General features: G+C 58.6%; 12 protein-coding genes and 2 pseudogenes. 9 read left to right on the top strand and 5 right to left on the bottom strand.

The genetic code is table 11. The annotated features are described in order from the left end of the window. Positions 1-177 precede the first annotated feature (177 nt). On the top strand, positions 178-378 hold the full coding sequence (locus J3R84_RS33325) for a hypothetical protein (protein WP_156408515.1): 201 nt from the start codon (positions 178-180) through the stop codon (positions 376-378). A 696-nt stretch (positions 379-1074) separates the two neighbouring features. Here J3R84_RS33325 and J3R84_RS33320 read toward each other — a convergent pair. After that, positions 1075-1986 carry a LysR substrate-binding domain-containing protein gene (locus tag J3R84_RS33320; protein WP_057209249.1) on the bottom strand — a complete coding sequence of 304 codons (912 nt, stop codon included), beginning with the start codon at positions 1984-1986 and terminating at the stop codon, positions 1075-1077. Between the two features lie 121 nt (positions 1987-2107). Here J3R84_RS33320 and J3R84_RS33315 point away from each other — a divergent pair, with 121 nt between their 5' ends. After that, complete coding sequence (locus tag J3R84_RS33315; RefSeq protein ID WP_203528425.1) at positions 2108-3361, top strand: aromatic ring-hydroxylating oxygenase subunit alpha; 1254 nt, start codon at positions 2108-2110, stop codon at positions 3359-3361. Further along, on the top strand, positions 3351-4436 hold the full coding sequence (locus J3R84_RS33310; protein WP_057223535.1) for an FAD-binding oxidoreductase: 1086 nt from the start codon (positions 3351-3353) through the stop codon (positions 4434-4436). Before J3R84_RS33315 ends, J3R84_RS33310 begins: the two co-directional genes overlap by 11 nt. Positions 4437-4566: 130 nt before the next feature. Here J3R84_RS33310 and J3R84_RS39195 read toward each other — a convergent pair. The 3 genes and pseudogenes from J3R84_RS39195 to J3R84_RS33295 all read right to left on the bottom strand — a co-directional run. Next, positions 4567-4703, bottom strand: a pseudogene (locus J3R84_RS39195) (S-(hydroxymethyl)glutathione synthase); the annotation flags it as partial. 28 nt (positions 4704-4731) lie between these two features. Beyond that, positions 4732-5337, bottom strand: coding sequence for a dimethylsulfonioproprionate lyase family protein (locus J3R84_RS33300; protein ID WP_057209243.1), 606 nt, complete (start codon positions 5335-5337; stop codon positions 4732-4734). Positions 5338-5339: 2 nt separating this feature from the next. After that, positions 5340-7376 (bottom strand): NADH:flavin oxidoreductase, encoded by a 2037-nt coding sequence (locus J3R84_RS33295; protein WP_057218621.1) that lies wholly within the window; start codon positions 7374-7376, stop codon positions 5340-5342. Positions 7377-7525: 149 nt separating this feature from the next. Between J3R84_RS33295 and J3R84_RS33290 the strand changes: the two genes are divergently transcribed. From J3R84_RS33290 to J3R84_RS33265, 6 genes and pseudogenes are all read left to right on the top strand, one after another. Further along, entirely contained in the window at positions 7526-8149 is a 624-nt protein-coding gene (locus J3R84_RS33290) for a TetR/AcrR family transcriptional regulator (protein ID WP_203528423.1), read from the top strand. Between the two features lie 7 nt (positions 8150-8156). Then, the gene (locus J3R84_RS33285) at positions 8157-8957 is read left to right on the top strand and encodes a pyrroline-5-carboxylate reductase family protein (RefSeq protein WP_057218623.1); all 801 of its coding nucleotides are present in this window, start codon (positions 8157-8159) and stop codon (positions 8955-8957) included. A gap of 66 nt (positions 8958-9023) precedes the next feature. Next, positions 9024-10025, top strand: coding sequence for an ABC transporter substrate-binding protein (locus tag J3R84_RS33280; protein WP_057218624.1), 1002 nt, complete (start codon positions 9024-9026; stop codon positions 10023-10025). Between the two features lie 102 nt (positions 10026-10127). Beyond that, entirely contained in the window at positions 10128-11015 is an 888-nt protein-coding gene (locus tag J3R84_RS33275) for an ABC transporter permease (RefSeq protein ID WP_057209225.1), read from the top strand. Beyond that, the gene (locus tag J3R84_RS33270) at positions 11008-12087 is read left to right on the top strand and encodes a quaternary amine ABC transporter ATP-binding protein (protein ID WP_203528420.1); all 1080 of its coding nucleotides are present in this window, start codon (positions 11008-11010) and stop codon (positions 12085-12087) included. The genes J3R84_RS33275 and J3R84_RS33270 overlap by 8 nt, the downstream gene beginning before the upstream one ends. A gap of 112 nt (positions 12088-12199) precedes the next feature. Continuing rightward, a pseudogene (locus J3R84_RS33265) lies at positions 12200-12369 on the top strand (NADH oxidase); the annotation flags it as partial. A gap of 88 nt (positions 12370-12457) precedes the next feature. Here J3R84_RS33265 and J3R84_RS33260 read toward each other — a convergent pair. Continuing rightward, entirely contained in the window at positions 12458-12745 is a 288-nt protein-coding gene (locus J3R84_RS33260) for a hypothetical protein (protein ID WP_057209221.1), read from the bottom strand. Positions 12746-13328: the final 583 nt, after the last annotated feature.

The raw sequence follows: 13328 nt of genomic DNA, 5'->3' as shown, positions 1-13328 counted from the left end.
ACCTTGAGAGGTCCGGTGCCCACCGCGTCGCCAAGCGTGGCCTTCTATTTGAATTACGGGACGCGCGAACGACCCCTGCGCTGTACTGCGCCGAGTTTGTTTTCGTCGACAATTTTTCTATGGATCTAGATGCAACTACCGCATTTACAATGCCGGCAGCGACATTGGAGCTTGCGGGTGCTGCAACAACGCTATCGAGCTGAGCGCTTAAAAAGCCTTCTCCCCGGCAAGCTGCTAGCTTCGCTGCAAGGTTCGCTCCTCCAACAGGGCGAGCAGCGTAACTACATCTACCTGCAGGTCCCGGCAGACTTCCTCGTATTCGTCTATAAGCGCCTCTCGATGGGGCATCTCACGCCGGAGATTGTCGAGCGTCGTTGATGCCAGCGCGTAGGATTCAAAGAGATCGTCCAATCGCCGGTCCTTGGTTGCGAGCAACCACCCACGATGGCGCGGTAGCGCCATCCCCAGGCGAGCCCGCCCTAGCTTTAACAAGCTCATTCCGCGCCTCCCTTGGCCCTGAGTAAGGCTATTTCGCCTCTACCTTAGGAAGGTACACGGCGACGGCCCGGCTATTGTCATTGAGAATTTCGCCTCCAACGATCAGGTAAACGGCTATCGCTGCTACCGAGAGAAGCATCACACCGATGGGCAACCCGGTTGATGCGGTTTTTTCCGGCTGCCCATAGCTATGTCTTTCATGCATCCTGATATCTCCCATGGTCTCCTCGAACCGAGGTAACAGCACCAGAGCAGCCGAAGGGACGGAAGAGCCGCTCTGGCACCGTTACAAACCCATGGCTTTTTTGTGAGGGTCTTCAGCGACATGGGCTAATTGAGAAATTTAGTGCAACGCGGCTTCCCAACAATCGACCTCAGACTTTTGCCAAGGGCCGATCAGACTGAAGTCCCATGCCGGAACTTTTCACATTGTCGCGGGTTTTGGTGCGCCTGCCAAATGGCGTGCCTAAGGCTAGGCTGGCAGTCCGCAACAAGCGCTTGTCTTATCGGGAACCCAACCCCGAACCCGCTTCGAGATGGAGAGGAACGGCAGGCCCAACACACGCGTAAGAATCGTCAAACCGCGGAAGCGGAAACCTCGCGCAGCCACTCAATGAACAGTCTCCCACTTTCTTTTTTTGGCTTCCTTGTTGGAACGACGACGAAGTAGGCCGCCCTGGTGCGGATGGATGCATCAGTAAGACGGACCAAGCGAGTTTGCTGGATAAGGTCGGCCACTAGACGATTCCAACCGAGCGCAATGCCTTGCCCGTTCATTGCGGCATAAATGGCCTCGATGTAGAAACTGCATCGAAGGCCTCGGGCCTTTTTCGGCGCCTTCACGGAAAAGGCCGCTAGCCACTCCTCCCAGCCCGTCCATGTAGGATCTTCCGTATCGCTTGATATCAAAGGATGGCCGACAAGATCTTGCGGTGTGCGGACCTCGCCAGCCGTGAGCAAATAATCTGCGCTGCAAATCGGGAAAACTTCGTCGTCGAACAATAGCTCCGCCTGACCGTCCGACCAAGTACCGGTTCCGTAGCGGATCGCCAGGTCTACATCGCTTGTCTCGATGCTTGTTCGGGCATCCTGCGTAATGATGCGAAGTTTGATTTCGGGATGGGCGCGAGAAAACGCGGCGATCCTTGGCAGAAGCCAGAAGTGCGAGAAGGAAATGGTCGCCGAGATGGCCAACTCATCATCCGGGCCTTCAGATCGGAGGTCGGCTACGGTGTCGGCAATCAGATTGAACGCGTCGCCGGCCGCTGCTGAAAGCAGCTTGCCCTTCTCCGTCAATTCGATCTTGCGGTGGAGCCGCCGAAACAAGGGGAAACCGAAATCTTCTTCCAGCAAATGGATTTGCCGGCTTACGGCAGCCTGAGTAACACCGAGCTCCGTCGCCGCGCGCGTGAAGCTGGACAAGCGGGCCGCCGCTTCAAATGCCGTCAAGGCGGTGAGCGGCGGTAGTTTCTTCCTCAGGTTCGACATCTGTCTTCCATTACATTTGGTAATGTCACCTGCGCATATTTATGCCGTTGAGCGACCAGAATAGTTGAGCGATTTTGTCTTTCAGCCCCTCGGCCTTTCGATCGGAACATAAGGTGGATTTATGCTGCAGACATTTGCTTCTCCCATATCGGCCCTCCTGGACGCAAGGGCTGAAGGACATTCACTTCCAGCCGGCCTTTACACACGCGAGGACGTGTTCGAGGCAGATCTCGAGGTGTTCTTCCGCCGGCACTGGATCTGTATCGGCCTTGAATGCGATGTGCCGGAGCCTGGCGATGCATCCGTTATTGATATCGGCAAGACGAGCCTCATCGTCCTTCGCGACGACGACGGCGATATCCGCGTCATGCACAACGTCTGCCGTCACCGCGGCTCACGTCTGCTGGATCCGGGCAAGACGATCGTTTCGAAGCTCGTCTGTCCCTATCATACCTGGACCTATGAGTTGACGGGCGAGCTGAGCTACGCGCCTCATATGGGCAAGAACTTCGACAAGGAATGCCGCAGCCTCAAGGCGGCGGCATTCAAGTCGGTTGGCGGCCTCATCTATGTCTGCCTATCGGACAATCCGCCCGAAGATATCGAGCGCCTCATCGACGTCATGGCCGAACGCCTTGCACCCTACGATATCAGCAACGCCAAGGTCGCGTACGAATCCGATGTCATCGAACAGGGCAACTGGAAGCTCACGATCGAAAACAACCGTGAATGCTACCACTGCTCCGCTAACCATCCCGAACTCTGCGTCTCCTTTGTCGACCTCGATTTCGGCTTCGACCCGGACGCCTTGAGCCTGGAAGATCGCGCCCAGGCCGAGGAGCATTTCTCGCTCTATGCGGAACGCACCAAGCGGTGGGAGGCGGACGGGTATCCATCTGCAGCGGTCGAGCAATTGGTGAACTGCACCACTAATTTCCGAACGCAACGGCTCGTCATTTCGGGTGCTGGCGAATCCCAGACCCCCGACGCGACCGCAGCCTCGGCAAAGCTGCTCGGCACGATATTGCGCAAGGATCTCGGCGATATGCACCTCTGGGGCCACAACAGCTGGAACCACTTCATGGGCGACCACGCCGTCGTTTCGATCGTCATACCGCTCTCAGCGGATAAGACGCTCGTGCGGACGAAATGGCTCGTGCACAAGGATGCGGTCGAAGGCGTCGATTACGACCTCGAAAAGCTGACCAACGTCTGGATCGCCACGACCGAGCAGGACGCCGAACTCGTCGCCCGCTCGCACGCCGGGATCGAAGATCCAGCCTATGTGCCAGGCCCCTACTCACCCTTCTCCGAAACCAACCTCGACAAGTTCACGTCTTGGTACATCGACCGGATGCGTGCCCATGGATACTAAGAGCTCCTTTTCTCCGGTCGGGCGTCTTGAGCCTGACAACTTGTGGAGCCGCGACAGGGATGAAGATCTGGTCTGCGTGGATGTCCATCAGGAAACGCACGACGTGAAGACCTTCACCTTTGCGTCTCCCGAGGGCAAACGTTTTGCCTTCGAAGCCGGTCAATATTTCCTGTTCGACCTCGATGTTGATGGCGAGCCGGAAAGCCGGTGCTACAGCATATCGTCGTCCCCGAAGCGCAGCAATGCGTTCTCGGTCACGGTCAAACGCGTCGCCGGCGGCAAGATATCGAACTGGCTTCATGACAAGCTCGTCGTCAACGCCAAGGTCAAGGCAAACGGTCCTCTCGGCCACTTCGTTCGGCCGAACGGCCGGAAGTATCTGTTTCTGTCCGGAGGATCAGGGATTACCCCGGTCATGGCGATGGTCCGCGAGTTGGCAGACACGTGCGAACCCGCCGATGTTGTCTTCATGCACGCGGCGCGGACCCCGAAGGACCTCATCTTTCGCGACGAACTCGCCAATCTGGCCAACCGAGTGAAGGGCCTGCGACTGCAGTTTCTGCCGGAAGTCGTTTCCGGTGAGGCCAATTGGCACGGTCTGACGGGACGCATATCGGCTGCATATATGCAACTCGCGGTTCCCGACGTCGCTGAACGCATCATCATGTGCTGCGGCCCTGCGCCGTTCATGGCGGCGGCGCGCGCGATCACGGCCGAACTGGGCGTTCAGGCGTCCAACTATATCGAGGAGAGCTTCGATGCAGCGGTGATCGACGACGTGGATATTCCTAACGTCGAACAGCCCGCCACCCGAACATTCCAGGTCGAATTTTCCAAACAGGCTCGCAAGATCGAGGTTGCAGGTGAGCAGACCGTGCTCGCCTGCGCAAAAAAGGCAGGAGTAAAGCTTCCCTCATCCTGTTCGAATGGCGTTTGCGGCACATGCAAGTCGAAACTGGTATCCGGCTCGGTCGAGATGAACCACAATGGCGGCATCCGGCAACGAGAGATAGATGCCGGACTCTTTCTGCCGTGCTGTTCGAAGCCGCTGAGCGATCTCGTCATCGATCGCTAGCATCATCCGAGCATCGGGACACCGGTTCATTGTCGGGCCTTAGCTTGTCAGGCCGCGAGCGCGCCACTCTTCTTTGCCGTCCAGGTGGCGATGGGTCCCATGAGGCCAGTGTTGTGGCAGTCATAGGCCTCAATACCAAGCTCTCGTCGCCGTTTTCTCGTATCTCGACATTGTCTGTCGGGGCGGCGGCGACGTCCGAGAAGACAGCACCATCGGGCTTCAGCACTTGGTGCAGCCGCAGGCATGGTTATCAGCAATGTTCCTCCTGCGCTCGGTTGCACCCGAGCCGTTCACTTCAATGTCTCGGGCGATCAGGCAACAACGCCCAGAAGGCGAACAACGGCGTTTCGTCGGAGCGCATGGCGTGCCGGACACCAGGTGGATTGTAAAACGAGCCTCCGACCCCGGGTGAGAACCACTCGGAGGTGCCATGCTGAAACTCTCCCTCCGACAGAACCAGGTAAGTTTCTTCCGGGGCATGGTCGTGATCGGGATAACGCACGTTCGGCGCCATCAGCGTCGCTCCAAGCCATAGGTCACTTCGGTCCTCCAAGCCACCCGGTCCGACGATCATCGTATTGGCGTGGCTCATCAGGAAATTCTCGCTTGCCGTATGATCGTAGACGGAGCGCCACTTCCATTCGAGCATCGGCTCAAGGTCCGCGAAGCGCTCAATCAGCGCATCCAGTGACGGTCGCCAGGTTTTCGTTGCCAGAACGCTCTCGATATGTCGGTTGCACACCGGAAGGCGCTTTCCGATGTTCAAGCGTTGGGGTTGTGGCGCTTCGAGTTGGGCAAATATCTCCATGACGGACCGGCGCGCCCTTAAATCCTGAGCGAATTGGTCGAACGCGACGAAAGCCGCATCCAGAAAAGCTTGCAGAGCGTCGACCCGCGCCATCGTTAGAGATCCTTGGCAAGACGCAGCGCGTCGTAGATGGCCGCATGCGTGTTACGCGCCGCGACCGCATCGCCGATCCGGAAGAGTTGGTAGGCACCTTCCGGGTTGCGTTCAACCGATTGCGGCGTTCCAGAAATCAGGTCGTCGTAGGACACTTCGCCGAGGTTCCTCGAACCAGGCTTCAGTTCGAAATAGAGGTCATCGAGCGGAATGGTGCCGTGATTGACGACGATCTGATCGAAGGTCTGCTGCTTGGCCACGCCGCCATAGTCGCTGCCGACATGCGCGATGATCTGATTGCCGCTCTTCTCTGCCGCCTCCAGCCTGTAGGTGACGGTAAAGGTGACATCGAGTTTCTGCAGCGAGCGCATGTAGGGAACGAGGTTCATCGCCATGACTTCCGGCGCGAAGGAACGGTCCGGCGTCATGATCTCGACTTTCGCACCGGCCCTGGCGAGGAACTCCGCAGCCTGAAGACCAGCATGATCGCCCGCATCGTCGAAGATGAGCACGTTGGTTCCCGGCTTTACATCACCCGAGATGATGTCCCAGGAGGAAACGACAAGCTCGTTTCCCTTCGAAAGAACCTCCGTATGCGGCAGTCCGCCTGTCGCGATGATGACAACATCGGGCGCTTCGGCATGCACGGTGTCAGCCTCGGCCCAGTTGTTGAACCGGAAGGTGACGCCGAGCTTTTCGCACTGGTTCATGCGCCAGTCGATGATGCTGATCATTTCCCGTCGGCGCTCGCTTTGGGCCGTAAGCCGGATCTGGCCGCCCGGATTGTTCGCGGCCTCGAAAACGACGACCTCATGCCCCCGCTCCGCAGAGACGCGAGCGGCTTCAAGGCCAGCTGGGCCCGCCCCCACAATTACGACCTTCTTGCGGACCACCGCCTTCGGGATCCGGTGCGGCATCGTTTCTTCCCGGCCGGTCGCAGCATTATGGATGCAGAAGGCCATGCCACCTTGATATATGCGGTCAAGACAGTAGTTGGCGCCGACACAGGGGCGGATATCATCCTCTCGCTTTTCCATGATCTTTCGCACGATATGCGGGTCGGTCATGTGCGCGCGGGTCATTCCGACCATGTCCACCTTGCCCGACGCGATTGCGTGGCGCGCGGTTGCCACATCCGGAATCTTGGCTGCATGGAACGTCGGAAAATTGGTCGCGGCGCGGATCTCGCCCGCGAAATCAAGATGCGGCGAATTTGCCATACCCTGAATCGGGATGACGTCGGTCAGACCCGCATCCGTATCGATATGGCCGCGAATAACATTCAGATAGTCTATAAGGCCGCTGTCGCGAAGGCGTTTTGAGATCTCAATGCCTTCGCTCATTCCGGTCCCGCCGGGAAGACATTCGTCGGCTGTATAGCGAACGCCCAGGATGAAGTCGTCACCGACCCTTTCACGCATTGCCTTGAAGACGTCGAAACAGAAACGCAAGCGATTGTCGAGCGAACCACCATAGGGACCATCGAGCTCGTTGGTGAGCGGCGAGGTGAACTGGTCGATGAGATGGCCGTAGGCTTCAAGTTCGACGCCATCCATACCACCGGCCTTCATACGCTCGGCCGCGTCAGCGAAGTCCTTGATGATGCGCTCGATATCCCAGTCTTCGATCTTCTTCGGAAACGCGCGGTGTGAGGCTTCGCGATGGTGCGAGGGTGCAATGACCGGGAGCCAGTCGCCCTTGTCCCAGCGGGTGCGCCTGCCGAGATGAGTGAGCTGGATCATGATCGCGGCGCCCTCATCGTGCACAGCGTCCGTCATCTGCCTAATCCACGGCACGATCTCGTCCTTGTAAGCTAGCAGATTGTTGAAGACCGGGGGGCTGTCTTTCGAGACTGCAGCTGAGCCGGCAGTCATCGTCAGCGCCACACCGCCCTTCGCCCGTTCAACCGTATAGGCGCGGTAGCGGCCCTTCGGCATACCGTCTTCTGGGTAGGCAGGCTCGTGGGACGTGACGATGATGCGGTTGCGCAGGGTCAAATGCTTCAACTGAAACGGCTGAAGCAGGGGATCGTTCGACATGCGAGGGGCTCCGGTTTAAGGGACTTTAATTCGCAACGGTAAGCGAAAATGTACACAAGTGTCAACAAACAAAAACACCGTAGTTTGGAACTTCGACACTCGTGTACATTTTGCTTGAAGCAGTCCTTTGGATTTGTTAGGAGGTAATCATGGAACAGAGTGACACCGGCTGGCGCGGTTCTCAGGAGGGGTGGCTCGAAGCGGCCTACGACTCCCTGCTCGAGTCTGGCGTGGAGTCGGTGAAGATCCTGCCGTTGGCCAAACGGCTCAATCTTTCCCGGACTAGCTTCTATTGGTTCTTCAAGGACCGCGAGGAACTGTTGAACGCTCTCATTGCGCGCTGGAGGGAGAAGAATACGGGTAACCTCGTCAAGCAATCCGAAGCCTATGCGGAGTCCCTGGCCGAGGCGATGCTGAACGTTTTCGACTGCTGGGTGAGCAAGGACCTGTTTGACTCCCAGTTCGAATTCGCCGTTCGTAGCTGGGCGCTGCAATCGCCGGAGATACTGGCCGAAGTCCAGCAGGCCGATCAGGTCAGAATGGAGGCGCTGGGCCGCATGTTTATGCGTTTCGGCTACGAGGCGGGACCAGCGGATGTTCGCGCGCGAACAACCTACCTGGTCCAGATTGGATACATCTCGATGCAGTCCAAGGAGGACCTGGCGCTCCGTATGAGGCGCATTCCGGATTACATCGCGATTTATACCGGACAAACGCCGCAGCAGAGGGAGCTCGACCGCTTCTACGCCCGGCATGGCTACAAAGCAGAGTGAGAGAACAATGGAAACGGGCGGACCTTTGAGGGTTGGCGTACTTGGTGGTGCCGGATGGCTGGGCGGCGCAATAGCCAAAGCCATTGTCGGCGCAGGCGTCGTTGAACCTGAAAACCTGTCCCTCTCCTATCGCCGCGAGCGTCCCTACCGTTTCAACCGCTCCTCCTGGACATCAGACAACCAGGCACTCGCCGACCGCTCTGACGTTATCGTTCTCTCCGTCCGCCCGGCGGACTGGCCCACCCTGAACGTCGATGCCGAAGGCAAGCTTCTCATCTCCGTCATGGCGGGTATTCGCCTGAGCGCTCTTTGTGCGCACCACCGGACGGACCGTGTGGTTCGTGCCCTGCCGAATGCGGCGGCCGAAGTTCGAAAGTCCTACACGCCTTGGATCGCCACGGCCGGCTTGCGAAAAGATGATCGGGCGATCGTGCGGGCTATATTCGATGCCTGCGGCTCTCAAGATGAAGTGTGCGAAGAGGCGGAAATCGACTATCTGACCGGCCTCACCGGATCGGGGCCCGCCTTTCCGGCGCTGCTCGCCGAAGCGATGATGACAGACGCCATCTCGCATGGACTGTCGCCCGAGATCGCCAAGCGGGCCGTCAACACCCTCATGGTGGGTGCGGGCCGGCTGCTGGAACAGCGGGACGACTGTCCCAGTGAAACAGTCCAGACCTTCCTTGACTATCGCGGCACCACAGCTGCCGCGATCGAGGAGATGCGCGCGGCCGGGTTCGATGATGCCGTTTCGCGCGGGTTGACGGCTGCATTGAGGAAATCGGTTGGCATGGGGGAAGCCTCCTAGCGCCGTAAGGGCGGGTTCCGCGGCACTCCGCTTTCAAAAGATAAGCCGCCAAAAGAGGGAACGATAATGAAACGCTTGCTTGCATCGACATGCCTGTTTCTTGGAACCGTCACTGGTTCGTCGCTCGCCAATGCTGCGGACTGCGGCGGCGTCACAATCGCCAGCATGAATTGGCAAAGTGCCGAGGTAATTTCCAACCTCGACAAGATCATCCTCAATGAAGGTTACGGCTGCAGCGCCGAGATCACCATCGGAGACACCGTCCCAACCATCACGTCGATGGCGGAAAAAGGCGAGCCTGATATCGCGCCGGAAGCCTGGATCGATCTGCTGCCCGACGTGGTCAAGAAAGGTACGGAGGAAGGTCGCATCGTCAAGGTTGGCTCTCCCCTTCCCGACGGCGGCATCCAAGGCTGGTGGATCCCGAAGTACTTTGCCGATGCCCACCCCGACATCAAGACAATTCCCGACCTCCTGAAACATCCCGATCTTATCAAGGATCCTGAAGACCCGAGCAAGGGGGCAATCTTCAACGGGCCGCAGGGTTGGGGAGGCACCGTCGTAACCGCACAGCTGTACAAGGCCTTCGAAGCTGAAAAAGCCGGCTGGACTCTCGTTGACACCGGATCCGCCGCAGGTCTCGACGGTTCAATCGCCAAGGCCTACGAACGCAAGGAAGGCTGGGTCGGCTACTACTGGGCGCCGACCGCCCTTCTCGGCAAATACGAGATGGTGCAGCTGCAAGCCGGCGTGCCATACAATACGGCCGAGTGGAAGCGCTGCATTACGGTTGCCGAATGCACCGACCCCAAACCCAGCGCATGGCCGGTCGACACGATCGTTACGCTCGTCGCCAAGCCCTTTTCCGAAAAGGCAGGCCCCGAGGTCATGGATTATCTCAACAAACGCTCCTGGAGCAATGAGACGATCGCCAAGCTCATGGCCTGGATGACCGACAACCAGGCGAGCGGCGAAGAAGGTGCCAAGCACTTCCTCGAAGAAAACCCGGATATCTGGAAGAAGTGGGTTTCCCCGGAGGCCGCCACCAAGATCGAGGCTGCGCTTTAATCACCACTGCCGAACGCCGGTGCGGTGCGCTTTCGGCACACCGCACCGTGCGTGCCGATATAACAACAAGAACGGATCGGCTCTTTCGAGAAGGGGAACCGAATGGACTGGTTTTATCAATTTCCTCACATGAACGACAACGCACTTCGAGATCTGAAGAAGGTCATCGACGAGACTTTTCGCGGCTTTACGCGCAGCTACGGCGACCTGATCGAGGGCTTCTTCACGCCCCTGCAGCATTTTCTGATCGCCGCCGATCGGTTCATGACCAAGACGCCTTGGCCGATCATCACGCTCCTGATCCTGGTCATCGCCTGGGCAGCCACGAGGAGCCTGCGGATCGTCGGCGGCTGTCTCGCGACGCTGTTGTTGATCGGCTACTTCGGCATGTGGGACGACACGATGCGGACGATCTCGATGATCTTCGTGTGCACCGTTCTGTCGATCGCGATCGGACTGCCGACCGGCATTCTGATGTCGCGCTCGGACAAGGTCCAGCGGATCGTCAATCCCGTGCTCGACGTGATGCAGACCATGCCGAGCTTTGTTTACCTGATACCCGTCGTCATGCTGCTCGGCATCGGCAAGGTTCCCGGTCTGATCGCCGTTGTCATCTATGCCATCCCGCCGATGATCCGGCTCACCAATCTCGGCATTCGTCTCGTCGACAAGGATGTGCTGGAGGCGGCCGACGCCTTTGGCGCTGACAACAGACAGAAGCTTTTCAAGGTGCAGCTGCCCCTAGCGCTTCCAACCATCATGGCCGGCATCAACCAGACCATCATGATGGCGCTCGCCATGGTCGTCATCGCTTCGATGATCGGCGTTCAAGGTCTTGGCCAGCCGGTGCTCAAAGCGATCGCGAACCAATACTTCACGCTCGGCATCTTCAATGGCCTTGCCATCGTCGGCATTGCTATCATGTTCGACCGTGTCAGTCAGGCCTATGGTGAACGGCTCCAGAAGCATCGGGAGGTTGTCCATGGCTGACCATGCTTTCGGCGGCATCGCGATCCGCCATCTCTACAAGATCTTCGGGCCGAATGCGCAGGCTCATGTCGAGGCCGTCAGGAGCGGTCTGACCAAGACCGAACTGAATGAGCGGCACGGACACGTGCTCGGACTTCGCGACATCAACATCGAAATGCCGTCGGGCTCCATTCAGGTGATCATGGGGCTTTCCGGATCGGGCAAATCGACGCTCATCCGCCACATCAACCGGCTGATCGACCCGACAGCCGGCGAAGTCCTCGTCGACGGCATCGATGTGGTGAAGATGCCGGATAAGGATTTGCGCGAATTCCGTCGTCACCAGACGGCCATGGTATTCCAGAAGTTTGCCCTTCTTCCGCACCGCAGCGTGCTCGACAACACTATCTTCGGCCTTGAAATCCAGGGTGTGTCTCACGCGCAGAGCATCGATACCGCCATGCGATGGCTGGAGCGCGTCGGGCTCAGAGGTTTCGAGCAGAAGTACCCGAACCAGCTGTCGGGCGGCATGCAGCAGCGCGTCGGCCTTGCCCGGGCGCTTGCCAACGACGCACCGGTGCTCTTGATGGATGAGGCTTATTCGGCACTCGACCCGCTCATCCGCACGGATATGCAGACGGTGCTTCTGGACCTACAAAAGGAGATCAAGAAGACGATCGTCTTCATCACCCACGACCTCGACGAGGCTTTGAGGCTCGGCGACCAGATCGCCATTCTGCGCGACGGCGAGGTCATACAGCAGGGGACCAGCCAGGATATCGTGTTGAGACCCGCCGACGACTATGTCGCGAACTTCGTGAAGGAGGTGAACCGGGGCCGCGTCGTGCATGTTGAGGCCATCATGACGCCACTTGGGGCGGGCGCTGTCGATAGCGGGCAACGGATTCCCGCCGATTTCACGATCGAAGAGGCGGTACGTGCGCTCACAGCTGCACCCGAAGGCGACATCACCGTCGTCGATTCTTCCGGCAAGCCTCTCGGCACCGTCACGTTTCGCCAGCTGGCCGGTGCGATGGTCAATGCGCATGAAGCCTACGATCGCACAATGACGGTCGCAGCTACCGCCGCGTGACATGACTGGTCGGTCGCCCAAACGCTGCATGCTCCGGGTGGCCGGCCTTTGCCCCGAAAGCGCGAGGTGGCCGAGGCACTACCAACTCAATCCCTATCCCCTCGCCGCCGGGGGCGCACTGACGGCAAACACGGCGGTGGAGGGCCGCCCGACGGAACGTCATGCAGCCTACTACACAGAACGGGCAATCGGGATCGCCGCGATGATTGTCGTCGAACCAATGCCGGTTCATCTGCGGCCGTTTTGACCCGCGGCAACTTCTGGCATTCCGACGATCGCGTTTCGATCCTGCCGAACCCCATTCTCGTTCAGATCCAACGCGGCTAAGTTTAGCTGCTTCCTACTGCGGTTCCCGGGTAGTTGATGCGTGCTATCGCGCCTGCGTTTCTTTGGTCGCGTGACTTGTAAGGCTTTGCTCGGTCAACATCCTCAGATATGGCTCGATACTGTTTTCGATCTTCAAGCAAATCTGGTCGTATTCTTCAATCAAGACCCCATCGGGAGTGTCGGTGCTGCGCAGCACATCGAGTTGGATTGACGCCTCGGCATAGGCAATGAAAATCTCGATCATCGATCGGCTTCTTAACTCGGAAAGTAAGCGCCCGTAGGCAGGCAGCCGTAGCATCATGCGTGCTCTGCCGATCTTTTCCAGGTTCATTTTCTTGCTCCGTTTTGGCCACAAGCAGTAACCGCAGCGGTCCAACTCTGACTGCTAAGAAAAGTTCCTGGTGGGGTCTATGCCTTTACGGCCCGGGCGGCGACATTCGTGAGCAGCCGAACAACATCCATCTCGATCCTCGCGCAGTCGCAATCCAGTCGGGCATGGCGCGTTTTGTGGCCTTCAACCGCACGCACCTGGTCCCTCTGAATGGCCGCGAACCCGTAGGCCTTTAGGAGGTCCTTTAGGGCTGGGATTTTCAGCGTTTCTAGCTGCCGTCGATACGCCGGCAAGCGCATCATCAGACGCCGACGGCCGATCGTCTCGAAGTCCACAGCTGGTCTCCAATTTTGTCGTCTTTCTAAGATTCAAATCGAAACCAAAGGAAAGGTTCCCTCAGGCAGCGCTCGGCGGGCGTGGCGCCAAGCGCGTCGTCGGCCAGGCGCTGTTTTATGCATTCGACGAACAGCCCATGCGCTTTGATTGGCGTGGAACTTGTCCTTCAAGGATGACGCGGAAAGCCTGCACCGGTTCCGCGATATTCTTCACCTTCTGCGCCCATCGGCTCGAGGCCGGAAACCAG

Source organism: Ensifer canadensis (genome assembly GCF_017488845.2).
GTDB classification, from domain to species: domain Bacteria; phylum Pseudomonadota; class Alphaproteobacteria; order Rhizobiales; family Rhizobiaceae; genus Ensifer; species Ensifer canadensis.
This window is presented reverse-complemented; position numbering and strand designations above follow the sequence as displayed.